The 24,411-nt window shown below is 69.8% G+C and carries 18 protein-coding genes and 1 pseudogene; 11 read left to right on the plus strand and 8 right to left on the minus strand.

Annotation, left to right across the window (positions count from 1 at the left end; translation table 11 throughout):
• Positions 1-458 precede the first annotated feature (458 nt).
• On the minus strand, positions 459-2,675 hold the full coding sequence (locus tag ACFUPX_RS40540) for an MMPL family transporter (RefSeq protein ID WP_383334109.1): 2,217 nt from the start codon (positions 2,673-2,675) through the stop codon (positions 459-461).
• A 235-nt stretch (positions 2,676-2,910) separates the two neighbouring features.
• On the opposite strand from ACFUPX_RS40540, the gene ACFUPX_RS40545 reads away from it, so the two are divergent.
• Positions 2,911-4,113 carry a sensor histidine kinase gene (locus tag ACFUPX_RS40545; protein ID WP_383334111.1) on the plus strand — a complete coding sequence of 401 codons (1,203 nt, stop codon included), beginning with the start codon at positions 2,911-2,913 and terminating at the stop codon, positions 4,111-4,113.
• On the opposite strand, the gene ACFUPX_RS40550 is transcribed toward ACFUPX_RS40545, so the two are convergent.
• The 4 genes from ACFUPX_RS40550 to ACFUPX_RS40565 form a co-directional block, all read right to left on the minus strand.
• A complete protein-coding gene (locus tag ACFUPX_RS40550) occupies positions 4,088-4,768 on the minus strand; it encodes a response regulator (protein WP_383334113.1) in 681 nt (226 codons plus the stop codon). The two genes, ACFUPX_RS40545 and ACFUPX_RS40550, sit on opposite strands and share 26 nt — an antisense overlap.
• 97 nt (positions 4,769-4,865) lie before the next feature.
• Positions 4,866-6,050 (minus strand): M20 family metallopeptidase, encoded by a 1,185-nt coding sequence (locus tag ACFUPX_RS40555; protein WP_383334115.1) that lies wholly within the window; start codon positions 6,048-6,050, stop codon positions 4,866-4,868.
• 11 nt (positions 6,051-6,061) lie between these two features.
• Entirely contained in the window at positions 6,062-7,486 is a 1,425-nt protein-coding gene (locus ACFUPX_RS40560) for an aldehyde dehydrogenase family protein (RefSeq protein WP_383334116.1), read from the minus strand.
• Positions 7,487-7,559: 73 nt separating this feature from the next.
• Complete coding sequence (locus ACFUPX_RS40565; RefSeq protein ID WP_383334118.1) at positions 7,560-9,122, minus strand: GMC family oxidoreductase; 1,563 nt, start codon at positions 9,120-9,122, stop codon at positions 7,560-7,562.
• A 127-nt stretch (positions 9,123-9,249) separates the two neighbouring features.
• On the opposite strand from ACFUPX_RS40565, the gene ACFUPX_RS40570 reads away from it, so the two are divergent.
• Positions 9,250-9,765: a GbsR/MarR family transcriptional regulator gene (locus ACFUPX_RS40570; RefSeq protein ID WP_383334121.1), complete on the plus strand. Its 516-nt coding sequence runs from the start codon at positions 9,250-9,252 to the stop codon at positions 9,763-9,765.
• A gap of 12 nt (positions 9,766-9,777) precedes the next feature.
• On the opposite strand, the gene ACFUPX_RS40575 is transcribed toward ACFUPX_RS40570, so the two are convergent.
• Positions 9,778-10,689: a GNAT family N-acetyltransferase gene (locus ACFUPX_RS40575; RefSeq protein WP_383334123.1), complete on the minus strand. Its 912-nt coding sequence runs from the start codon at positions 10,687-10,689 to the stop codon at positions 9,778-9,780.
• Between the two features lie 142 nt (positions 10,690-10,831).
• Positions 10,832-12,085 carry a serine hydrolase domain-containing protein gene (locus ACFUPX_RS40580; RefSeq protein WP_383334124.1) on the minus strand — a complete coding sequence of 418 codons (1,254 nt, stop codon included), beginning with the start codon at positions 12,083-12,085 and terminating at the stop codon, positions 10,832-10,834.
• 372 nt (positions 12,086-12,457) lie between these two features.
• Here ACFUPX_RS40580 and ACFUPX_RS40585 point away from each other — a divergent pair, with 372 nt between their 5' ends.
• Genes ACFUPX_RS40585 through ACFUPX_RS40605 form a run of 5 tightly spaced genes read left to right on the plus strand, consistent with a single transcriptional unit; the run spans position 12,458 to position 17,660 of the window.
• Complete coding sequence (locus ACFUPX_RS40585) at positions 12,458-14,026, plus strand: ABC transporter substrate-binding protein (protein WP_383334126.1); 1,569 nt, start codon at positions 12,458-12,460, stop codon at positions 14,024-14,026.
• A 16-nt stretch (positions 14,027-14,042) separates the two neighbouring features.
• Positions 14,043-15,098, plus strand: coding sequence for an ABC transporter permease (locus ACFUPX_RS40590; RefSeq protein WP_383334128.1), 1,056 nt, complete (start codon positions 14,043-14,045; stop codon positions 15,096-15,098).
• 59 nt (positions 15,099-15,157) lie between these two features.
• A complete protein-coding gene (locus tag ACFUPX_RS40595) occupies positions 15,158-16,000 on the plus strand; it encodes an ABC transporter permease (RefSeq protein ID WP_383334130.1) in 843 nt (280 codons plus the stop codon).
• Positions 15,997-16,755 (plus strand): ABC transporter ATP-binding protein, encoded by a 759-nt coding sequence (locus ACFUPX_RS40600; RefSeq protein WP_383334132.1) that lies wholly within the window; start codon positions 15,997-15,999, stop codon positions 16,753-16,755. The genes ACFUPX_RS40595 and ACFUPX_RS40600 overlap by 4 nt, the downstream gene beginning before the upstream one ends.
• Positions 16,752-17,660 (plus strand): ABC transporter ATP-binding protein, encoded by a 909-nt coding sequence (locus tag ACFUPX_RS40605; protein ID WP_383334134.1) that lies wholly within the window; start codon positions 16,752-16,754, stop codon positions 17,658-17,660. The genes ACFUPX_RS40600 and ACFUPX_RS40605 overlap by 4 nt, the downstream gene beginning before the upstream one ends.
• On the opposite strand, the gene ACFUPX_RS40610 is transcribed toward ACFUPX_RS40605, so the two are convergent.
• The gene (locus tag ACFUPX_RS40610) at positions 17,655-18,650 is read right to left on the minus strand and encodes a zinc-binding alcohol dehydrogenase family protein (protein ID WP_383334136.1); all 996 of its coding nucleotides are present in this window, start codon (positions 18,648-18,650) and stop codon (positions 17,655-17,657) included. The genes ACFUPX_RS40605 and ACFUPX_RS40610 overlap by 6 nt on opposite strands.
• A 252-nt stretch (positions 18,651-18,902) precedes the next feature.
• Between ACFUPX_RS40610 and ACFUPX_RS40615 the strand changes: the two genes are divergently transcribed.
• From ACFUPX_RS40615 to ACFUPX_RS40630, 4 genes and pseudogenes are all read left to right on the plus strand, one after another.
• Positions 18,903-19,388 (plus strand): NUDIX hydrolase, encoded by a 486-nt coding sequence (locus tag ACFUPX_RS40615; protein ID WP_383334138.1) that lies wholly within the window; start codon positions 18,903-18,905, stop codon positions 19,386-19,388.
• A gap of 350 nt (positions 19,389-19,738) precedes the next feature.
• Positions 19,739-21,121: a ricin-type beta-trefoil lectin domain protein gene (locus tag ACFUPX_RS40620; protein WP_383334140.1), complete on the plus strand. Its 1,383-nt coding sequence runs from the start codon at positions 19,739-19,741 to the stop codon at positions 21,119-21,121.
• A gap of 158 nt (positions 21,122-21,279) precedes the next feature.
• Positions 21,280-23,457 (plus strand): RICIN domain-containing protein, encoded by a 2,178-nt coding sequence (locus ACFUPX_RS40625; protein WP_383334142.1) that lies wholly within the window; start codon positions 21,280-21,282, stop codon positions 23,455-23,457.
• 26 nt (positions 23,458-23,483) lie between these two features.
• Positions 23,484-24,341, plus strand: a pseudogene (locus tag ACFUPX_RS40630) (ThuA domain-containing protein); the annotation flags it as partial.
• Between the last annotated feature and the right edge of the window lie 70 nt (positions 24,342-24,411).

The following is a 24,411-nucleotide window of genomic DNA, read 5'->3' on the forward strand; positions in this document are numbered from 1 at the left end:
CGATCAGCCGGTGGACTTGTCCACCGGCTGATCGAGCTCTCCGCTGTGTCCCCTTCGGGCGTAGTGAACGCGTCCATGCTGACCCACTTGCCGTCGACGCCGGAGTAGTGGGTAAGAATCATCCCGGGCTGCACGCGGAGGCGAGGCGGCCGCTGTACACGCACGGGGCAGGACCGGGGCGGGAGCCGGGCCGAAGCCGATCGCCGACTCCGGTGCCGGGCCTGCGAGGACCGTTGGCTCCGGGACCCGACTGGGTGCGAAGTCCAGAAACTGCATGGATTCGCGGCCCAGTTGGCTGAGTGCCTTTCCCGGCAGCCAGGGCTCATCCGGGTCGGTGGCGGTGCGGGCCAGGACATCCGGGGGGCGCCGGGGGGCCTTGTGCAGGCATTGCGAGGTCGGGTTGTTCTTCCGCGACGCGGAACATCAGCGCGTGCAGCCCGCTGTCTCACGCCGCGTACTCACCGGATCGGCGCGCTGTCGGCTTCCCTGGGAGCGGGTTCGCTGACCTCGGAGGCCGTGTCGCCGAGCTTTTCGCCTTCGACGTCGACGTGCGGCAGGCGCCGGTCGAGCCAGCCGGGCAGCGACCAGGCCCGTTGGCCGAGCAGGGCCAGGACCGCGGGCACGATGGTCATGCGGACCACGAACGCGTCGAAGACGACACCGATGGCCAGGCCGAAGCCGAGCGACTTGATCATGGCGTCGTCGCCCCCGATGAACCCGGCGAAGACACCCGTCATGATCAGCGCCGCCGCGATGACGACCTTGCCGCTGTGCCTGAAGCCCTCGGTGACCGCCTGGCGCGCGTCGGCTCCGTGGACGTACGCCTCCCGGATCCGGGTGACGAGGAAGACCTGATAGTCCATGGCGAGGCCGAAGACGATACCGACCAGGAGGATCGGCATGAGGCCCATGATCGGGCCGGTGGTCTCCAGGCCGAACAGGTCCTTGAGCCAGCCCCACTGGAAGACCGCGACCACCGCGCCGAGAGAGGCAAGGACGGACAGCAGGAAGCCGAGCGCCGCCTTGAGAGGTACCAGGATCGAGCGGAAGACGAGGATCAGGACCAGGAAGGCCAGGCCGACGACAAGCGCCAGGTAGGGAATGATCGCGGCGGCGAACTTCGAGGCCACGTCGATGTTCATCGCGGTGGTGCCGGTGACCAGGGCCTGGGTGCCGGTGGAGGTCTGGACGTCCTTGGCCCGGTCGCGGATGGTGTGGACGAGGTCCTTGGTCGCCTCGCTCGCGGGCGAGCTCTTGGGGACGAGGGTGACCATCGCGGTGTCACCGGTCGGGTTGTACGTGGCCGGGGCGACGGTGGCCACGTCCTTCAAGTCCTTGACACTGCCGTTGAGTTGACCGACCGCTGTCTTCGTGGAGGCGGGGTCACTGCCGCTGACGACGAGTGTCAGCGGGCCGTTGAAGCCGGGGCCGAACGACTCGGCGAGCATGTCGTAGGCCTTGCGCTCGGTGGTGGCGGTGGGCTTGGTGCTGTCGTCGGGCAGACCCAGTTCGATCCTGGTCGCGGGCAGCGCGATCACACCGAGGCCGAGGACCGAGAAGAGCAGGACCTTCCACGGGCGGCGCAGGACGAAGTCCGCCCAGCGCTCCGCCAGGGGCGGCTTCACACCGGTGCTCTTCGGGCGGGTGGACTTCTTGCGGGAGGGGCGGCCGAGGACGCGCTCGGGGGCGAAGGCGAGCAGGGCCGGGACCAGGGTGACGGCCACCAGGACGGCGACGACGACGGCACCGGCGGCGGCCATGCCCATGGCCGTGAGGATGGGCAGGTTCACCACGGCCAGGCCGACCAGGGCGATGACGACGGTCAGACCGGCGAAGACCACCGCGGAACCCGCGGTGCCGTTCGCCCGCGCGGCCGCCTCGCGGGCGTCGTGGCCCAGGGCCCGCTCGGAACGGTAGCGGGAGACGATGAACAGGGAGTAGTCGATGCCCACCGCGATGCCCAGCATGGTCGCGAGCGACGAGGTACTGCTGTTGAGATCCAGGGCCGTGGTGAGCGCGGTGATGGCGCTCGTGGTGATGCCGACACCCAGCAGAGCGGTCAGCAGCGGCATCCCGGCGGCGACGAACGAGCCGAAGGTGACGATCAGGATCAGCGCGCCGAGCACGAAGCCGATCGCCTCGGAGGAACTGCTCGCCTCGGCGGGAGCCAGCGCGCTGCCGGACGCCTCCACGGTCAGGCCCTGACCGCGTGCCGCGTCAAGGGCGTCGTCGAGGTGGCTGTGATCCGCGTCCGTCAGTTCGGCGGGCTTGGTCTTGTACGTGACCTGGGCGTAGCCGGTGGTGCCGTCGGCGCTGATGGTCTTCGCCTTGAACGGATCGGCGACCGAGGCGACGCGCGGCGAGGAGCCCCGCAAGTCCTTGAGCAGTGCGGAGACTTCGGCTCGTGGCTCGGCGGAGGCGAGCTTCTCCCCCTCGGGTGCCCGGACGGCGACACGGGCGCTCGCCCCGTCGGCGTTGGCCGCGGGGTACTTCTCGCCGAGCACGTCGTACGCCTTCTGCGCCTCGATGCCGGGCAGGGTGATGTTCGAGTTGCTGCTGCCGCTGCTGCCCGCCGCCGCGACGCCCGCGGCGCCGAGTACGACCGCCCAGAGCAGCAGGGTCAGCCAGCGGCGCTTGAACGCGCCGCGCCCGAGCCGGTGCAGGAAAGTAGCCATGAGAGCAACAGACTCCGTACGTCAGGAACGCGCCGAGGGTGAGAGGGCCGGGCCCGGCCCGTCGTCGTCGACGGGCCGGGGGCGGGGCATCGGCGCCGGGGGAACGTCCGTGCCCCCGAACCATGCTGGGGCAGCCCGCGGCGGCGCGGCGTCAGCCCTGAGTACGGAGTGCCGCGTGCCGTGTCGGTCATCCGGCCGACACCACGGGAGCCGTCCGGCTCCCTAGGCTGGTGGCGTGGACTGGAAGCTTCCGTTCTTGCCCGGCGTCCGCCGTGTCGTCTCCGCCGCCGCGGTGGGGTCACTGGCCCTGCTGTGGGCTGCCGACATCCTGGTGCTGCTGTTCGTGACCGAGCCGCCGATCGCGCCCACCAGCTGGCTGCCGGTGTTCGTCACCGGTCCCTTGGCCGCGCTCGCGCTGCCCGGCATTCACCGCCCACTGCCCTTGCCGGTGCGGGCGGTGGGTGCGGCCGCCATGTCCTTCACGCTCAGCTGCGTCTGCCTGTTCGTGCCGGTGAGCGGGACGGACTTCGGGTATCTGGAGATGTTCGCGCTGCTGTTCCTGATCATCCGGACACTCGCCCAGGTCCACAGCACCCGCGCCACGGCGTGGACGGTCACCGCCCTGGCCGTCGGGATGCTGATGCAGACGCTGCGCACCCGGACGCTGGACGGCTTCGTCGGGGGCAGCTACATGGTGACGATCCTGCTCTCGCTCGGCATCGCCATGGGGTGCGTCGTCCGTGCGTCCGAGGCCCGTCGGCAGCGTGCCGTACGGGATGTGCGGCACGCCGAGCGGCTGGCTCTGGCCCGTGATCTGCACGACCTGATCGCCCACCACATGACGGGCATCATCGTGCAGGCCAACGCGGCAAGGACCGTCCACGCGACCGCGCCCGAGAAGGTCGAACCGGCCCTGGAGGCGATCGCCCGGTCCGGTACGGAGACCTTGGAGTCGATGCGGCGCCTTGTACGGGTGCTGCGCGAGGACGACCATCAGGCGCTGCGGCCGGGCGATCTGCTCGCCGAACTCGGGGATCTGGTCGGCGAGTTCTCCCGGCGCCGGCCCGACGCTCCGGCGGCCCGGCTCGAGGCGAGCGCCGCGGTCCGCACGAGCCGGTTCAGCCCGGAGGCCGAGGCGACGGTGCTGCGGGTGGCCCGGGAGGCCCTGACCAATGTGCTGCGGCACGCCCCGGGCGAGCGGGTGACGGTGCGTCTGGACGCCGACCCGGGCTGGATGCGGGTGACGGTGACCAACAGCGCGGGGCAGCGCCAGGCGGACGATCCGGCGGGCGGGCGCAGCGGCTTCGGCCTGATCGGGCTCCGGGAGCGCGTCGAGGCGCTCGAGGGCACGTTCCGGGCCGGTGTCACGAGCTCCGGTCAGTGGGAGGTGGTGGCCGCACTGCCGCGCCCCCTCATGGACGCTGGTCCCGCGAGGTGACCACACCGTTCTCCCACGCCCAGGCCGCGATCTCCACGCGGTTGCGGACCTCGACCTTGGCCTGGACCCGGGCCAGGTACGTCTTCACCGACGACAGCGACAGGAACAGCTCCTCGGCGATCTCCTGGTTGGTACGTCCCACTGCGACGAGGCGGGCGATGTCCGTCTCCCGGCTGCTCAGCCCGACGGCCTCCTGCTGCTCCTCACCGCCGGCCCGGTGCCGCAGCCCGCGCAGCAGCCGCACGGTGACCGCGGGCGAGACCAGCGCGTCGCCGCGAGAGGCCGCCCGTACCGCCTCCACGAGCAGCGCGGGCGGAGCGTCCTTGAGCAGGAAGCCGCAGGCTCCGTAGCGCAGCGCGTCGCGTACGTAGTCGTCCTGGTCGAAGGTGGTGATCACGACGACGTTCATCGCGGATTCGCCGGGCCGCTCCCCCGCCAGGGTGCGGGTGACCTCCAAGCCGTCCATGCGCGGCATGCGGATGTCGACCAACACCACCGTGGGGCGCAGCCGTCGGGCCAGCTCGACGCACTCGACACCGTCGCGGGCCACACCCACGACCCGGATGCCCGGCTGGGCATCGAGGATCATCTCGAAGCCGGCCCGGACCAACTCCTGATCGTCGGCGATCACGACATCGATCAGGTCGTCGGCCACAGCCCGTTCCTTCCGTCTCCGGCACGAGTCGCCCCTCGCAGGCGCCCGCTGCCAGGGGGCTCATCGTAATCTCGGGGACCGAACGGGCCGCGACTGGCTACGACAAGCGGTCGGAGGCAGCGGCGAGGTCGGCGGCGGTCCAGGCCATCGCGATGGCGCCGTCGAGGACGGCGTGGTCGGCGGCCGGTGTGACGCACGCGGCGGTGAATTCGGGCTGGTGGTTGACCGCGGGCGCGCAGTCGAGGCCGAGCATGGGATGGATGGTGGGCACGGCGTGGGAGACGTTGCCCATGTCGGTGGCGGCTCCGACGGCAGCGCCGCCGGGCAGGTCCGGGAAAGTACGGCCGAGGGCTTCGGCGTTGGCGCGGTAGAGAGCCAGCATCGTGGGGTCGGGGCGCAGGTCGGCGTAGTCGGGGCCGACGGGGCTCACGGTCAGTTCGCACCCGGTGGCCAGTGCTCCGGCTTCGAAGCAGCGTGCCACGCGAGTTGCGAGGGGGGCGAGCGCGTCCAGGGTGTCCGAGCGGACTATCCAGCGGCCTCGGCTGGTGTCCGGGATGACGTTGGCCGCGCTGCCCGCTTCGGTGACGATGCCCTGGACGCGGTCCGCGCTCGCGGTCTGCTGGCGCAGCAGTCCGATGGCCACTTGGGCGACGGTCATGGCGTCGGCGGCGTTGACTCCGCGCTCGGGGTAGGCGCCCGCGTGTGCGGGCGTGCCGCGGTAGTGGACGTCGAACTGGGAGACCGCGGTGCCGGGCATGGCGTCCATCTCGGCGGCTGCGGGGTGCACCATCATGGCGGCGTCCAGCCCGTCGAAGGCTCCGCGTTCGAGCATCAGAATCTTGCCGCCGCCGCCTTCCTCGGCCGGTGTCCCGAGCACGGTGACCGTCAGTCCGAGGTCGTCGGCGAGAGCGGCGAGGCCGACTCCCGCGCCCACCGCGGCCGCGGCGATGATGTTGTGCCCGCAGGCGTGGCCGATGTCCGGCAGCGCGTCGTACTCCGCGCAGAAGGCGATGTGCAGCGGCCCGGAGCCCACGGTGGCGCGGACCGCGGTGGGCAGGCCGTAGCAGCCGTGCTCGACGTCGAAGCCGGCCGCACTCAGGTGCTCGGCTACCCAGGCGCTGGCTTGGACTTCCTCGAAGGCCAGCTCCGGATGGGCGTGGATGCGATGGGACAGCTGCAGCAGGTCGCGCTCCGCGGACCGGATCCGCTCCTGGATGACGGTCTTGGCGTCTGTATTGGTGTCGGTCTTGGTGTTGTTCCTGGTGTCGGACTTCGGATTCATCCGCGCGGACCTCACGATGCGGCCTCGGCGGCGATGTGCACGCAGGACGGGCGGGTGGCGGCGTCGTAGGCCGCGCTCGCGCCGGTGGCGCCCATGCCGCTGTCGCCGGCCGGTTCGTAGAGGCGTTCGGGGCCGCCGCCCTGCCACTGGTTGATCCAGACGACGCCCGCGGGGATCCGGGCGGCTGCGGCCACACGGTCGGGGTCGTGGGTGTAGACGGTGGCGGCGAGGCCGAAGCGGGACCGGGCGGCACGCTCGAGCCCTTCCTCGAAGGAGGCGACGACCACGACGGGGGCCAGCGGTCCGAAGGTCTCCTCGGTCATCACCAGCATCGACTCGTCGACGCCGGTCAGCACCGTGGCCGGGTAGAAGAAGCCCTTGCCGTCCGGTTCGACTCCCCCCGCACGGAGTGTCGCCCCGCGCTCGACGGCGTCGGCGACATGCCGGCGGACCGTGGCGCGTTGCCGCTCGTCGACCAGGGGGCCCATCATGACGCCCTCGTCGTGTCCGTCGCCGACGGCGTACGTCTCCGCCGCCTCCACCAGTGCCTCGACGAACTCCTCGGCGATGTCCTGGTGCACGTATATGCGTTCCATGGACGTGCAGATCTGCCCGGTGTTGATGAAGGCGCCGAACGCCACTGCTGCCGCCGTCGCTCCGGGGTCGACGCCGGCGTCGACGATGACGGGGTCCTTGCCGCCGAGTTCGAGGACGGCGCGGTGCAGCAGCCTGCCGGTTCCCGCACCGACCTTCCGGCCGGCCTCGACGGATCCGGTGAAGTGCACGAGCTGAATGTCCGCGTGCTCGGCCAGCGGCTCTCCGGCACGCGCGTCGCCGAGTACGAGGTTGACCACGCCTGGCGGGAGGTCGAGCAGTTCGAAGAGCCGTACGGCCGACAACGGTGATCGCTCGGAGGGTTTGACGACCACGGTGTTGCCTGCGGCGAGCAGCGGGCCGAGTGCGCCGAGCACCATGGCGACGGGGAAGTTCCACGGCGTGATCACCGCGGTGGCCCCCAGCGGATGGCGCAGTACTTTCGTGGCGCTGCCGTCGGGATGGCTGATGTTGTCCTCGAAGCCGTACGACAGCGCCTGGGCCGCGGATGCCTTGAGGCCGGCGACCGCCCCGTCGATGAACGTACGGCCGATGCCGACCGGCTTGCCCATCTCCCGGCACTCCAGCCCGGCCAGTTCGTCCGCGTGCTCGGCGACGGCGTCGGCCCACGCCGAGATGTGGGCGACACGTTCGGTCACGGGCAGATCCGCCCACGCGGGCTGCGCCTTCACCGCCGCTGCCACCGCCCGGTCCACGTCGGCCCGACAGCCGCCGGGCAGGCGGGCGATGACATCCTCGGTCGCCGGGTTGACGACGTCGAGCAGCGCGCCATCGAAAGAGTCCCCCCAGACGCCACCGGTCAGGTTCTGCAAGGTCTTCATCGGGAATCTCCGTCATGTGATCGGCCGGGATCGGTTGGGGTAGGTCGGGATCCGTCGGGCGCGCGGCGCCGTGTCAGGCGATGCGGTCGGCCATGAGTTCGCCCGCCATGATCGTGGCCAGGTTGGTGTTGGCCCGGGGCACGGAGGGGAAGACCGACGCGTCGACCACGTGCAGGCCCTCGACGCCGAGAACGCGGCACTCGCTGTCCACGACGGTGCCGGGGTCGTCGCTCGGGCCCATCCGGCAGGTGCTGGTGCCGTGTTGGGCGTCCACGACCGTCGTCAGCAGGTAGGCGTCGAGGTCGCTGTCGCTGTCCAGGACGGAGAACAAAGCCGCGTTCTCCTCCTCCAGCGACCCTTCCGTGATCGCTGCCGTCTCGGGTCGACGCGCCAGGTCGACGAGCGCCCGTATGCCGTGGCGCATGCGGCGGATGTCCCGTTCGTCGGACAGCATCCGCTGCCGCACCAGCGGCTGGTCGAAGGGGTCGGTGGACGCCAGCGTCAGTACGCCCCGGGAGTGGTTCTGGTTCAGCCAGACTCCGAAGGCCCCGGAAGCGGTGGTGGTCGCGGCGGCGGCCATCGCCAGCACGTTCTGGTTGAGCGAGACGAACATCAGGTCGTTGTCGGGGGCGCCGTCGCCGCTGGTCCACCGGACGCAGACGTTGGTGTGCCGGTCGTGCGGCGTCTTGACCGCCGCCGACTCCCGCAGCGGGATCGACACCAGCGCCATCGGGTGGTCCTGCATGCCGTGGCCCACCGGCAGGTCGTGGCGCACGTCGATGCCGAGCGCGCGCAGGTGCGACGCGGGTCCGATGCCCGAGCGCATGAGGATGGCGGGTGAGTGGATGACGCCGGCACCGAGCACGACCGTGCCCGCGTGCTCGGTCGTCGCCTGCCCTTCGATGATGAGCCGCACCCCCACGGCCCGGTTCCCGGCGAACACCACCTTCTCCACCAGGGCGTCGCCCAGCACCCTCAGCGTGCTCAACTCCCGGGCCTGTTCCAGGTACGCGTCGTTGACCGTCACCCGGCGGCCTCCCCGGGAGTTGATGGGGTAGGGCGAAACCCCGTGCGAGGAGGGGGCGTTGACATCAGCGGCCCAGCCGAACCCCGCCGCGAGGGCGGAGCGGGACAGTGCGGTGTCGACGCCGCCCCACTCGTCCTGCGGCGTCCGGTGGATCGGTGTCGGTCCGCCGCGGCCGTGATAGGGCTCGTCGCCGAACTGCTCGTCGTCCTCCAGTTTCGCGAAGTACGGCAGCACATCCGCCGGGGTCCAGCCCGTGCACCCGAGCTTGCTCCAGTCTTCGAAGTCCGCCATCGGGGGCCGGATCGCGATCTGCCCGTTGATCGACGAGCTGCCGCCGACACCTCTGCCGCGCCAGTACGGCGCTTGCTTCTGCGAGTCGGTGCGCGAGGAGTTGAGGCCCGCCCACAGCAGCCCCTCTGCCGCAGTGGGGTCCATCAGCGCGACCGCCGGATTGGGTGAGCGCCACGCCTCGTGCATCTGCGCCGAGCGGTAGTCGGGGCCCGCCTCCACGAGGAGTACTCGCTTGCCCTTCTCCGCGGAGCGCGCCGCGAACGCGGCGCCCGCGGACCCCGCCCCCACCACAATGACGTCCCAGTTCGTGCTCGTCATGCTTCTTCTCCCGCCGTAGGGCGATATGACGTGGCCTAGGTATCGGGCCGGAGAGCTTGTAATATCGACCTTGCAGCGAGTTCAGTCAAGACTGAACGTTCATTTTCTACTGACTTCCAGGAGTTCCGTGTCCCAGGCGGCCGAGCACGGCAAAGACGACTCGCCCGACGCGCCCGACGCCCCCGACGCGCTCGTCGAGGAGTTCGGCACCCACGTGGGCAGAGCCATGGGCTGGCCGCGCATGGCAGGCCGCGCCGCAGGGCTGCTGATGCTGAGCGACAAGCCGCTGACCCTGACCCAACTCCAGGAGGCTCTGGACGCCAGCAAGGGGTCGGCCTCGGAGATGACGCGGCTGCTCATCGCCAACGGCACCGTGGAGCGCTACAAGGAGGCAGGGGCGCGGCACTTCGTCTACCGATGGCGCGACGACGCCTGGGTCGGCTGCCTGCGCCACATCGTCGCCGCCACCACCGAACTGCGCGAACTCGCCACGCACGCGCAGGAACGCGGCGCCGACATGTCCGAGGAGCAGCGCGAGCGGCTGCGCGACATGCACGACTACTACCGTTTCATGGTGCGGCACCTTGAGTCGATGCTGGCGGAGTACACCGCGACCTGGACGGCGAGCAGAGACCGGCCGTGACAGCGGGGATCCTCACCCCTCCGCCTTGCGCTCGACGAGGTACCGGCCGTCGCGGGTGAACCCCGTGACGGTCGCGCCCTCCGCGAGGAGGCTGCCGAGGGTTTCCCGTAACGCCGAGCGCCAGGCCTGGGCCGCTCCCGGCCGCTCGACGCGCAGTGCCTCGATGTCGGAGGGGATACGGACCGTGAGGCGGAGGGCGTCAAGCGGTCCGAGGACGGGCAACCCGTCCGCGTCCGCGTCGAGCCCCGTCGCCGCCTCCGGGGGCAGCGCCGCCTGGTGGTGGTGCGGTTGGCGGCAGCCCTCGGCGACGGCCGGATCGGCCAGGTCCCAGCCGACCAGCAGCCTGTCGGAGCCCTGGCCCTTGTTCACGCCGTCGTCCATCACTCCGTAGAAGTCCGGCAGATACTCCTGGACGACCGCGCCCAGCTTGGCGAGGTTGAAGTAGGCATTGCGGCTGACCAGCGGGTCGTACGTCCATGTCACCTTGGTGATGGCGTGCTCCAGCGACCAGGCCCGCTGGTGGACCTTCAGCGCGAACCCGATGTTCCGGCCACGGGCCCGCGCGTCGACGCCCGCTATGTGCGAGTGCAGACCGGCCTGCGCGAGGAAGCCGACGCACACACCGATCAGCCGGTCGGCCTCGTACGCGCCGGCCACATAGCTGCCCGCGTGCTGGAAGCTCCGCAGCAGCGCCATGGTGATGAGCGGGCTGCCCGCCGGTGGCCGCCAGACCCGGTCGAGCAGGGCGCAGGCCGCCCGGAACTCCGTCTCCCGCGACAGCTCCCTGATGGCCACGCCGGAGCGTCGTTGAGCCAGCTCGGACGCGGCCACGGCCGCCACGGCGAGGCCACCCACGCCTGGCTCCTCATACCGCGGGACACCCGCACCCTGGAACTCCCACGAACGGAACTCCCCCGTACTCATCGCGTGGTCTCCTTCATGTCGTGGTCTGGCTGCCGCTTCACGGTCGTGATCTGGAGCCGGTGCGCGCCCCGCCCGCCTCGGCCGAAGCGCACCACGTGCTGGACGCTCCGGACGAAGCGGGCAGAGGGCCGCTGATCCTGGATCAGAAGAGCTGCAAGGGGCGGGCCGCCGAAGGAGCGGGCGCTCGCTCCGAACGCGCATCGGCGTCGGCGTCGGCACCAGCACCGGCACCCGTCGCGGGACAGAAGACCGCCTGCATCAGGTCGGTGGAGATGCCGCCCTGGTCGACCCAGTCGCCGTTGATGTTCGTGCTGGCGACCTTCGAGCCGTTGCGCAGCCCCATCGCCCACGACAGCGAACCGTGGATCGTGCCGCCGTGTCCCCACACCTGCACACCGCACGACAGCTTCTGGGCGATCACGCCGAGCCCGTACCGGGTGTTCGGGATCCAGTTCACGGTCGGCACGCCCGTGAACATCGCCTTCTGCTCGGCGGGACGCAGCAACCGGCCGCCGAGCAGGGCGCCGTAGAACCGGTTGATGTCGCCGGCCGTGGAGATCATGTCTCCGGCCGAGCCGGCCCAGCTGGGGTTCAGCTCGGTCACGTCATGCACCGGGGCCGCGGGGTCGGGCACCAGGAGCTTGGAGTACGCCTTGCCGTGCGGCCCGTAGATGCTGGTGCTCTGACCCGGCAGATAGGTGTCGGACAGGCCGAGCGGCACGATGATCCGCCGGGTCACCTCGGCGGCGAGGGGGCGCCCGGACACCTTCTCCGCGAGCATCCCGGCCAGGATGAAGTTGGTGTTGGAGTACGCCCACGACGTACCCGGTGCGAAGTTCGGCGCATGGCTCATCGCCGTCTTGACGAGTTGCCCCGGCCGGACGCTGTCGAAGCGGTGGTCGAGGAAACCCTGGCCGACCAGAGTGGCCAGGACCTCGGGGTCGTCGGTGTAGTTGAAGATGCCGCTGGTGTGGTTGAGCAGCTGCCGTACGGTGATCTTGCTTCCGTCGTGCCCGTTGCCCCGCACCACACCCGGCAGCCACTTCTCGACGCTGTCGTCGAGGCTGAGCCGCCCTTCGCCCACCAGTTGGAGCAGGACGGTGGCCGTGAACGTCTTCGTCGTGCTGCCTATGCGGTAGCGGTCGTCGGACCGCAGCTTGCGCTTCGTGGTGGTGTCGGCGACACCGGCGGAGCCGAACCACTGGGTGGAACCCTTCTGGACCTCGGCGAGAATGCCGGGCGCCCCACCCTCGCTCACCGCTTTGTCGAGCACACGCTGGACGGCGTCGTTGCCCGTCCCGGTCTGCGCCGGCTCGGCGACGGACACGGCCGGTGACGCTGCCATGACCATGGCCGCGATGCTCGCGATGAGGACAGCTCTGGAACGACGGAACATGGGGCTTCCTTTCGTGACGGGACAGGCAGGTACGAGCTCCCGGGCAGTCAGTGCCTCCGGGAACCGACATGGTCGCGACCTGCGGCACTCCGCGGCTAAGGGCTACCGGACACAATCCCGCCCACCCATTGGTGCAGTGGGACGAACCCACCGGGCCGGGATCCGCACGGGCACAGGGCAGGCGCCCTTCGTCCACCGGCACATACGAGCGCACCGCCCTTCGTCCAACGGCCCGAAGAGCCGTCCCGGCAGCTGGCCTAGCGTTCGCTGCTACCCCCCTCATGACCTGCACACCTTGCACGGCTTGGCTGACGCGCACGGTCTGCGGGACCCCAACTGCCTTGCGCTGCCGTCCGACCTGGAGGTCCTCTCATGGCGCCCCGCACCAACTCGACGGCCCTGCTGCTCGCCACCGCTCTGGCGCTGTCCGCCTGTTCCGGCGGCGGCTCGGGCACTCCGTCGGCCGGCAACAGGACGCTGGTCGTCGACACGTCCTTCGACCTCAAGACGGCCGACCCCGGACGGATGTACGAGGCAACCGGCCTCTTCGTGGGAAAGGCGGTGTACGACACGCTGCTCACCTTCGACGGCGGCGATGTGACCAAGCCGGTACCGGCACTGGCGAAGTCGTATGTGCTGTCGGACGACGGCAAGGTCCTGACGCTCGAACTCCGTTCGGGAGCGAGGTTCAGCGACGGATCTCCGCTCACCGCCGACGACGTGGTCTTCTCCCTGACCCGCCTGCGCGACCTGAAGGGCAACCCGTCGTTCCTGCTCGACGGGGTGAAGGTGGCCAAGACCGACGACTCCACGATCACGCTGACGTCGAAGGCGCCCAACCCGGCGCTGCCGTACATCTTGCCGAACCCGGTGCTCGGCATCCTCAACAGCAAGGTCGCCAAGGCGCACGGTGCGACCACCGACGCGAAGGACAAGGCGGAGAAGTACCTCAACTCGGCGTCCGCCGGCTCGGGCCCGTACGTCATCGAGTCCTTCAACGTCAGCAACCAGGTCGTGCTGCGCGCGAACAAGAAGTACTACGGCGCCAAGCCCGCGTACGACAAGGTCGTCATACGCAACGTCGAGGCGGCGACCCAGAAGCTCAACGTGCAGCGCGGCGACAGCCAGATCGCCCTGAACCTCTCCGGCGACCAGGCCAAGAACATGCCCGCCGGGCTCAAGGTGAAGCGGACCGCTTCGGCCAACGTGATCTTCCTGCACGCCACCCGCAACAAGGCGGTGAGCAAGACGACTTCGAACCCGAAGTTCGCCGAGGCGGTGCGCAAGGGCGTCGACTACAAGGGGCTCCTCGAACTGGCCGGCAAGGGGTCGGTGCAGGCGCCCGGCATCATCCCGTCCCAGCTGCTCGGCGCGCTCCCGCCGGAGCAGGCGCCCGAACGCGACGTCGCGGGGGCGAAGGCGGCACTGGCGGCGAGCGGGCTCAGCGACCCGTCGGTCGAGCTGGAGTACCCGAGCGAGCTCACCGTCAACGGCCTGTCCCTCCAGCCGCTGGCCGAGCGCGTCCAGTCCAATCTCAAGGAGGTCGGCATCACCGTCGATCTCAAGCCCACCCCGCTCACCACCGCGGCGGACAACTACCGCAACGGAAAAGAGGAGATGGGTCTGTGGTACTGGGGCCCCGACCACCCCGACCCCAGCGGCTACCTGGTGTTCCTGCCCGGCAAGCCGGTGGCCCTGCGCCTCGGCTGGAAGGCGGGCGCGGACAAGAAGTTGGAGGCCATGGGCGACAAGGCGGCCACCGCGATCGGCGACGAGGCGCGCAAGAAGGCCTTCGCCGACGTGCAGACCCGGCTCAACGACTCGGGCCCGTACGTCCCGCTCCTCCAGCCCGGCCAGAACATCGTGACGGCCGCCTCGGTGACCGGCCTCGCCTACCACCCGGTGTGGACCGTCGACCTCGCCGACCTCGGCGCGAAGTGACATGGCGACCACGGACATGACGACCACGCAGAAACGCGTTCGGCGCCGCGGCAGACCTCTGCTGCGGTTCCTCGTCCGCAGGGTCCTCGTCGCGCTCCTGCTGGCCTGGGGCGTCACGCTGGTCACGTTCGTCCTCACGAGCATGGTGCCGGGCGACCCGGCGGCGGCGAATCTGGGGCAGCGGGCGCTCGGCGATCCGGCAGCCGTGGCGCAGTGGCGGGCCGAGCACGGGCTCGACAAGCCGCTCCCGCAGCAGTACCTGCTGTTCCTGGAAGGGCTGCTGCGCGGCGATCTGGGCACGAGCCAGCAGTCTCACCGGCCGGTCAGCGAGGACCTCGCGGAGTTCGTTCCCGCGACCCTGGAGCTGGCGGGCGCCGCGATCGTCATATCGCTGCTGCTGGGCGTGGCGTTCGGCCTGATCGCCGCCCTGCGCCGGAACCGCTTGGCGGACCATGTGCTGCGGATGGTGAGCCTGATCGGCCTCTCCGTGCCGACGTTCTGGCTGGCGCTCCTGGCGTTCTACGTCTTCTTCTACCGTCTGCAACTGACCCCGGGCAGCGGCCGCGTCGATCCCGGCCTCGGCGCTCCACAACCCCTGACCGGGCTGTATACGCTGGACGCGGCGCTGGCCGGCCGCTGGGACATCTTCGGCAGCGCACTGGGCCACCTGATCATGCCCGCCCTCGTGCTCTCGCTCTACACGATCGGGCTGCTGACCCGCTTCACCCGCAGCGCCGTGCTCGACGTGCTCGGCCAGGACTACGTCCGTGCGGGCCGGGCCAAGGGACTGCCCGGCCGGGTGATCCTCTTCCGGTACGTGCTGCGCTCGGCTCTGGTGCCGATCATCACGGTGGCGGGGCTAGCGTTCGGAAGCCTCCTGTCGGGCACCGTCCTTGTCGAGGCGATCTTCGCGTGGCAGGGCGTCGGTCAGTATGCGTTCAAGAGCGCCACCGCCCTTGACCTGCCCGCCATCATGGGTGTCGGCCTGGTGGTGAGCGGTGTCTACCTGGCCATCAACCTGCTCGTGGACGTTCTGTACGGCGTGATCGACCCGCGGGTGAGGCTGCGATGAGCCGCACGACTGCCGCGCCCGGGCGGCTTCCTCACACAGCGAAACGGCTTCGCGCACGGATGAGACGACTGCCCGACGCATGGCGGCGGCCACAAGCCGTCATCGGAGCGGTGGTGGCCGTCCTCTGGCTGGTGATCGCCGCCGCCGCGCCCCTCCTGGCACCGCACGATCCCCTCGCCCAGGAGCTGCCCCGCCTCGCCGAGCCTGGCCCCGGTCACTGGTTCGGCACCGACCAGCTCGGGCGCGACATCCTCAGCCGGGTCCTGTACGGCGCGCGCGTGTCGATCCCGCTGACCCTGCTCCTGGTCGCCCTGTCCGTGCTGATCGGCGGGTTCCTGGGCGCTGTCGCCGGATACTTCGGCCGGTGGGCGGACGAGGCGATCATGCGATGCGCGGACCTCGTCTTCGCGTTCCCGACGATCATCCTGGCCATGGTGGTGGCAGCCGCGCTCGGCGCCAGTCTCACCAACGCGGTCCTCGCCGTACTCGTCGTGGCCTGGGCGGCTTACGCACGGGTCAGCCGCAGCCTGGTCCTTGCCGTACGCGAGCAGGAGTACGTACTCAGCGGGAGGCTGCTCGGCTTCTCGGTGTGGCGCTCGCTGCGGGTGGACGTACTGCCCAACGTGGTGGCACCGATCCTCGTCCTCGCCACGCTCGACATCGGGACCGCGCTGCTGCTCCTTTCGGGATTGTCGTTCCTCGGCCTGGGCGCCAAGCCGCCGTCCGCGGAGTGGGGGGCGATGGTCGCTTCGGGGGTGGAGGTGTTCGACAGCTGGTGGGTGGCGACGTTCCCGGGCCTCGCGATCCTGACGGTGGTCCTCGCGTTCAACTTCCTCGGCGACACGCTGCGGGACGCCCTCGACCCCCGAACCGCCCGCACCGTCAAGGAGCGTGCGCTGTGACCCTCACGATCACCGATCTACGGGTGTCGATCCGCGGCACGCAGATCCTGTCCAGCGTCGACCTCGGCCTGCGCAAGGGCCAGGTCCACGGTCTTGCCGGCGAGAGCGGATCGGGCAAGACCATGACGGGCCTCGCCGTCCTGGGACTCCTGCCGCACGGCACACGGGCGAGCGGACAGATAGAGCTGGCGGGGCGGGAACTGCTCGGGCTCCCCGACAAAGAGCTCAACCAGGTACGCGGGAAAGACATCGCGATGGTCTTCCAGGACCCGTCCACCAGCCTGCACCCCATGCTGAGCGTGGGCAGGCAACTGACCGAACACATGCGCCTGCACCTGGGTCTCGGCCGGGCCGAGGCGCGCGAACACGCCGTGGAACTCCTCGCCAAGGTCCGCATCCCCGCCCCCGCGCAGGCGTATCGACGCTACCCGCACCAGTTCTCCGGCGGTATGCGCCAGCGCATCGCCATCGCGGTGGCCATGGCCTGCGACCCGCAGGTACTCATCGCCGACGAGCCCACCACCGCGCTGGACGTGACCGTGCAGGCCGGGATCCTGCGACTGCTGCGCGGCCTGTGCGACGAGCTCGGCCTCGCGATCCTGCTCATCACCCACGACCTCGGCGTCATGTCGGCGATCGCCGACGAGGTGAGCGTGCTGCGGGACGGCCTGGTCGTGGAGTCGGGCCCGCGGGACTCCGTGCTGCGCACGCCCTCTCATCCCTACACCCGCTCGCTGCTGGAGGCCATGCCGTGACCCTGCTCAGCATCGACGACCTCGTCGTCGAGCACCGCTCCCCCGGGCGGCCCGCCGTCCGGGCGGTCGCCGGAGCCGGTCTCACCGTCGCCCCGGGCGAAGTCGTGGGCCTGGTCGGCGAGTCGGGGTGCGGCAAGTCGACGCTGGCCCGCGCCGTCTGCGGACTGCACGCGGCGGCGGGCGGCTCCATCACGTTCGACGGCCGGCCGGTCACCCCGCTGGGCCTGCGCCGAAGGGAACTGACCGGCATCCAGATGGTCTTCCAGGATCCCTACGCCTCGCTGAACCCCCGGCGCCGCGTCGGCGAGCAGATCGCCGACGGGCTTCGCGTCCGCAGCGGCGCTCCCGATACCCCGGCCGACCTGCTCGAACGCGTCGGCCTGCCCCGCTCGTTCGCCGCCCGCCATCCGCACGAGCTCTCCGGCGGTCAGCGCCAGCGCGTCGCCATCGCCCGTGCGCTCGCCGCCCGCCCCCGTCTGCTGATCGGCGACGAACCCATCTCCGCCCTGGACGCCTCCGCCCAGTCCCAGGTCGCCACGCTCATGCGCGACCTGGCCGTGGACGCGGGCGCCGGGCTTCTTTTCATCAGCCACGACCTGTCCGTGGTCCGGCTGATCGCCGACCGGACCGCGGTCATGTACCTCGGCAAAATCGTCGAGGTCGGCGAGACCTCCGCCCTCTGGGCCTCACCCCAACACCCGTACACACAGGCGCTCTTGAGGGCCATTCCGCACCCCGACGGCCTCGGAACCCTGCCCGCCGAACTCGCCGGCGACGTCCCCGACCCGGCCGACCCGCCATCGGGCTGCCGCTTCCACCCCCGCTGCCCGCACGCGATCGAGCTCTGCCGCCTCAAGGAGCCCGACTTCGGCCCGGCGGCATGCTGGCTCAAGGCGCCGTCATGACCGTACGGCGGTGGGGTCGATGCCGAGCACCAGCTTGCCGGTGGTGGAGCCGGACTCGATGCGGCGGTGCGCTTCGGCGGCCTGCTCCAGCGGGAGGGCTTCGACCTGTACCTTCATCTGACCCGCGGCCGCTGCCGCGACGGCGCGACGCAGTGCCCGGCCCGCCTGGGCGGGGAAGGCGGCGGAGAACGCGGCCAGGTTGAAGCCGGAGACGGTCTTGCCGGCGAACCACAGCTCGTTGGACGAAAGGGCGACATCCTCGGCGCCCGAAGCGTTGCCCATCACGACCAGTCGGCCCATCAAGGCCAGCAGGTCCAGGCTGGAGCGGCGGGCCGGGCCACCCACCATGTCGACCACGACGTCGAATTCGCCCGCATCGGCGAGGCTGTCCCGCAGGACCACTTCGTCATAGCCGAAGGCTCTGGCGGTCTCGATCTTGGCGGCACTGCCCACGGTGCCGACCACACGTCCTGCACCCAACTGCTGTGCCGCCTGACCGAGTTGGCTTCCCACGCCGCCTGCCGCGGCATGCACAAGCACGCTCTCACCCGGTTCGATGCGGGCCACCCGGTCGAGCACCAAGAAGGCGGTGGTGCTGTTGGACGGAAGCGCCGCTGCCGTCTCCAGACTCAGGTCGTAGCCGTCCAGAGGGGCGACGAGGTCCGCCGACGTGGTGACCACCTCGGCGTAGCCGCCGCTGTCGACGATGGTCAGGGCGGCGACCGGCTGGCCCACCGAAAGACCCTCGACCCCGGGGCCCAGCGCCCGGATCCGGCCGGAGACCTCGATGCCCGGCACGAAGGGCAGCGGCACGTCCACCACACCCTGTCGGTAAAGGACCTCGGCGAAGTTGGCTCCCGCGTACGCCACGTCTATGGAGACCTGGCCCGGACCGGGCTCGGGGATCTTCACCTCGGCGAGGCGAAGGACGTCGGCGGCGCCGAACGAGGGGATGGTGACTGCCTTCATGTACGTGCTGTTGTGCGTCATGTGGATCAGTCTGCCGGGCCCGCTCGAAGTCAGGCAGTGCCAGATCATCCTGGGTCTGCCACCACCAGGCTTGTGCCCGGCAGGAGCGTTGGGAAGGTAGCTCAGGAAACTGGTGACGCCAAGCATCAGCGCGGAGGCCAACGGGCTGCCACGCCCATCGCTCGACACCCTGACACAGACCTTGCCCGGCGCGGTGGCCGGTCTCCACGGACAGGCCGTATCCCAGCCCGCGCTCCGACTACGCTGAGCGGCATGCCCACGGGAGACCAGACGGTTCGAGTCGGCCCTGACGTCGAGGTGCCCGCGATGACGGAAGGCCAGTTGTGGACCGTCGGGGCGGTCATCCTCAACGAGCGGCAAGAGGCGTTCGCGCAGAAGCGTGGGCCCGACCGGCGTCTGTTCCCCGGTGCTTGGGACGTAGTGGGAGGACACGTCGAATCCGGCGAGAGTCTGCTCGGAGCGCTTGCGCGTGAGGTCGAGGAGGAGACCGGCTGGCGTCTGCGCCGCGTTCTCAGACTGTTGCGGGTCATCCAGTGGGTCGGTGACGACAGCGGTGAGCTCCGGCGCGAGGCGGACTACCTCGTCGAGGTGGACGGCGATCTGTCCCGTCCGGCCCTGGAGTGGTCGAAGAACTCCGAGTACGGCTGGTTCGGTCCGGCCGAGATGCACCGGCTCAAGGAGAACTGCGCGCCGGGGGAATACCTCGTGCACGACCTCATCGCCCAGGTCGTGACCTGACCGCTCGCTCGGGATCAGGAACGCGATGAAGAGCGTGTTCATGGCGGGATTCTCCGCACCCGAGCCCGCCTCGGCGTCGGCTGCCGTCCGGGACCACGTCCAGGACCGACGCGTTCAACTCCTCGCGAGCGCAGCCGCGTTCGCACCCATCTTGGTTTCATCTCTTGACGACTTTGGTTCAGACCTTTAGGTTCCCGGTCGCCACAGTTTCGCCAGTACGGTCGCTGTTCATCAGTATGAACAGCCATGAACAGTCGTGAACAGTCATGCGCAGCCGTACGCAAGGTCACCTAGGTCCACACCGAGAACGCCCCCACCACCGGCCTCCCCTGAAGGGCTGTGATCTCCCGATGACCGGACGCGGACCATCACGCGCGCGCACCACCGCGATACGCGGCGCGCTCACCACCGCACTGCTCCTGTTCTCCGCCGGTGTCTACGGCGCCGCACCCGCCTCCGCCGCCACCGGCACGATCACGGGCCTGGCGGGCAAGTGCCTCGACGTGGCCGGGGCGAGCTCCGCGAACGGCACGGCCGTGCAGCTCTACGACTGCAACGGCACCGCCGCCCAGCAGTGGACGGTCGGCTCCGACCAGACCATCAAGGCCCTGGGCAAGTGCCTTGACGTCACCGGGAGTTCCACCGCGAACGGGGCCAAGCTCCAGCTGTGGGACTGCTCGGGCGGCGCCAACCAGAAGTGGTCGGTCTCCGCGGCCCGCGACATCGTCAACCCCCAGGCCGACAAGTGCGCCGACGTCACCGGCAACACGTCGGCCAACGCCACCCCGATCCAGCTCTGGACCTGCACGGGCGCCGCCAACCAGAAATGGACCGCGCCCACCGGCGGCGGCCCGACGCCCGACGCACCGATGGCCGTCGCCCCGTACATCTACAACGGCTGGGGCAACCCGCCGAGCCCGGTCACGGTCATGAACGCGACCGGCGTCAAGTGGTTCACCCTCGCCTTCGTGCTCAGTAACGGCTACTGCAACCCGCAGTGGGACGGCAGCCGTCCGCTGACCGGCGGAGTCGACCAGCAGACGGTCACCACGGTGCGGGCGAACGGCGGCGACATCATCCCGTCCTTCGGCGGCTACAGCGGCAACAAGCTGGAGAGCTCCTGCTCCAGCGCCGGGGAGCTGGCGAGCGCGTACCAGAAGGTCATCAACGCGTACGGGCTCAAGGCGATCGACATCGACATCGAGGCCGACGCGTACAGCAATCCGACGGTCCAGCAGCGCACCGTGGACGCGCTCAAGACCGTCAGGGCCAACAATCCGGGCATCAAGGTGTACGTCACCATCGGCACCGGGCAGTCGGGGCCCGACACGAGCCTCATCAACCGGGCCGCGAACTCCGGTCTGAGCGTGGACGGGTGGACGATCATGCCGTTCGACTTCGGTGGCGCCGGGCAGAACATGGGAACGCTCACCCAGCGCGCCGCCGAGGGCCTCAAGACGGCCCTCAGGAACGCCTACGGCTACACCGAGGACCAGGCGTACCGGGTCATGGGCATCTCCTCCATGAACGGGATCACCGACCAGAACGAGACGGTCACCGTCGCCGACTTCCAGACCATTCTCGCGTACGCCCAACAGCACCACCTGGCGCGGCTGACGTTCTGGTCCGTCAACCGGGACCGCCCCTGCACCGGCGGCGTCGCCGACAGCTGCTCGGGCGTGCCGCAGAGCAACTGGCAGTACACCGGCATCTTCGCCAAGTACACCGGCTGACGCACGCGCTCCGTCCCTCCCTCTCCCCCTCCCCCCATCCCCCATCCCCACCCCCACAGGAGAAACCCGTGCCCAGAACCCTGCCCATACCTGTGCCCAGACCCCTCTCAAGACGCAAGAGGATCTCCCGCCGTCACCGGATACCGAGGGTTCTGAGCGTGGTCGCGCTCGTGGCGACCACCGTGACCGGCATCGAGTTCGCCGCGCAGGGCTCGGCGAGCGCGCAGACCACGGCGGGTACGGACGCCGCCGCGATACCGACCGGGTACACCACCGTGGTCAACAAGGGCAACGGCAAGTGCGTCGACGCCCGTTCGGCGGCGAGCGCCGACGGCACCGCCGTCCAGCAGTACACATGCAACGGGAGTACCGCCCAGAAGTGGCAGCTGGCGACCACCAGCGACGGCCACTACCGCGTGAACAGCAATCTGGACGCCGCAAAAGCCTGGGACGTCACCGATGTCTCCGGCGCCGACTCCGCGCCCGTCCAGCTGTGGACGTACTCCGGCGGCACCAACCAGCAGTGGCTGCCCGTCGCCGAGGCCGACGGCGCCTATCACTTCGTCAACCGCAACAGCGGGAAATGCCTGGACGTCCCCAGCGCCTCCACCGCGGACAGCGTGCAGCTCGTGCAGCACACCTGCAACGGCAGCGCCGCGCAGTCCTTCACCCTGGGCGGCGGCACGACGAACCCGCCGGGCACTCCGGACTTCGGCCCGAACGTGACGGTGTTCGACCCGTCGATGTCGACCTCCAGCATCCAGTCCAAGCTGAACTCGGTCTTCTCCCAGCAGGAGACCAACCAGTTCGGCTCGGCCCGCCAAGCCATGCTGTTCAAGCCGGGCACCTATAGCGCGAACGCCAACGTCGGCTTCTACACCCAGGTCGCGGGGCTGGGCCTCTCGCCCGACGACGTCACCATCAACGGGTCCGTGCACGCGGAAGCCGACTGGTTCCAGGGCAACGCCACCCAGAACTTCTGGCGCGTCGCCGAGAACATGTCGGTCAATCCCACGGGCGGCACCGACCGCTGGGCCGTCTCCCAGGCCGCCCCCTACCGGCGCATGCACGTGCGCGGCAACCTCGCCCTCGACGACGGCGGCTGGTCCAGCGGTGGCTTCATGTCCGACACCAAGGTCGACGGGCAGATCCGGTCCGGCACCCAGCAGCAGTTCCTCACCCGCAACACGCAGATGGGCAGCTGGTCGGGGTCCAACTGGAACATGGTCTTCGTCGGCGACCAGGGCGCGCCCGCCCAGTCCTTCCCGACGTACACGAACGTCGCCAGTTCCCCGACGATCCGCGAGAAGCCGTTCCTGTACGTCGACGGGGCGGGCGCCTACAAGGTGTTCGTGCCCGAGCTCCGGTCCAACGCCGTCGGCACCACGTGGAGCGGGAAGACCCCGGCGGGCAAGTCCCTGCCGATCGACCAGTTCTACATCGTCAAGCCGGGCGCCACCGCGGCCGACATGAACGCGGCCCTAGCGGCAGGCAAGAACCTGCTGGTCACCCCCGGCGTCTACCACCTCAACCAGACGGTCAACATCACGCGGCCCGACACGGTGGTGCTCGGCATGGGTCTGGCCACGTTCGTGCCGGACGGCGGGATCACCGCGGTCACGACGGCCGACGTGGACGGCATCCAGTTGGCGGGCCTGCTGATCGACGCGGGCACCACCAACTCCCAGACGCTGATGCGGATCGGCCCTTCCGGTTCGTCCGGCTCCCACGCGGCCGACCCGATCCAGCTGTCCGACGTCTTCATCCGGATCGGCGGCGCCACCAACGGCAAGGCGACCAACTCACTGGAGATCAACAGTGCCGACACGGTCATCGACCACACCTGGATCTGGCGGGCCGACCACGGCAACGGCGGCACGGTCGGCTGGAACACCAACACGGCGGACACCGGCCTGGTGGTCAACGGCAACAACGTGACCGCGTACGGCCTGTTCGTCGAGCACTTCCAGAAGACGCAGGTCGTCTGGAACGGCAACGGCGGCAGTACGTACTTCTTCCAGAACGAGATGCCCTACGACCCGCCCAACCAGGCCTCCTGGATGAACGGCAGCGGAAAGGGCCACCCCGCCTACAAGGTCGCCTCCTCCGTCACGAGCCACGAGGCGTGGGGACTTGGCAGCTACTGCTACTTCAGCGCCAACTCGAGCGTGGTCGCCGATCGCGCCTTCGAGGTGCCGAACGTGTCGGGGGTCAAGTTCCACGACATGGTGACCGTCTCGCTCGGCGGTGTCGGCACCATCAGCCACATCATCAACAACACCGGTGGCCCCTCCAACTCCAGCACGAACGTCGCCTACCTCACCACCTATCCGTAACCGGCATGGAAAGGATCGATCGGCAGATGCACACCATCAGAACCGGTTCCGTCCGCGTGACCCTGCTGCGGGTCCTCCTGCTCCTTGCGACGCTGCTGGCCCTGGCCGCGCCGCCCGCCGCCCGAGCGGGCACGGGGAGCACGGAAGCGGCGCCGTTCAAGGTGCTCGCGCTCTACAGCGGCACCTGGGACGCGGCGCACATCGACTTCGACAAGGAGGCGAACGACTGGTTCCCGAAGCAGGCCGCCGCGAACGGCTTCACCTACACCGCCAGCAAGAACTGGGACCTGCTCGCCAACGGCGGCGTGAACTCCTACCAGGTCGTCCTGTTCCTCGACGACACGCCGCACACCGCGGCCCAACGGTCGGGATTCGAGCGGTACATGAAGGCGGGCGGCGGCTGGCTGGGCCTGCACGTCTCGGCGTTCACGACCGACGCGGCGGCCTGGCCGTGGTACCACAACCAGTTCCTCGGCAGCGGCAACTTCAAGTCCAACACCTGGGGCCCGACGACGGCGGTCCTCAAGACCGAGGACCGTACGCACCCGGCCACCCGGAACCTGCCGGCCAAGTTCACCTCGGCGGTCAGTGAGTGGTACAGCTGGTCCAAGGACCTACGGCAGAACCCGGACATCAAGATCCTGGCCTCCGTCGACCCCAGCAGTTTCCCGCTGGGGACGGATCCCAACCAGTCCTGGTACAGCGGCTAATACCCGATCCTGTGGACCAACACGAAGTACAAGATGCTGTACGCGAACTTCGGCCACAACGCGATGAACTACGACACCAACACCCGTCTGTCGTCGACGTTCGCGAGCGAGACCCAGAACCGGTTCCTCCTCGACGGGCTGAAATGGCTGGGCGGGGCCGCCGGTAGCGCACCTCGATAGAGAGACGCCCCGGACCAACGCCCCGCACACGCGCGGCGGTCGGCGCAGAACGCAGAACCGCGCC

Source organism: Streptomyces sp. NPDC057302 (assembly GCF_042667685.1).
GTDB lineage: Bacteria > Actinomycetota > Actinomycetes > Streptomycetales > Streptomycetaceae > Streptomyces.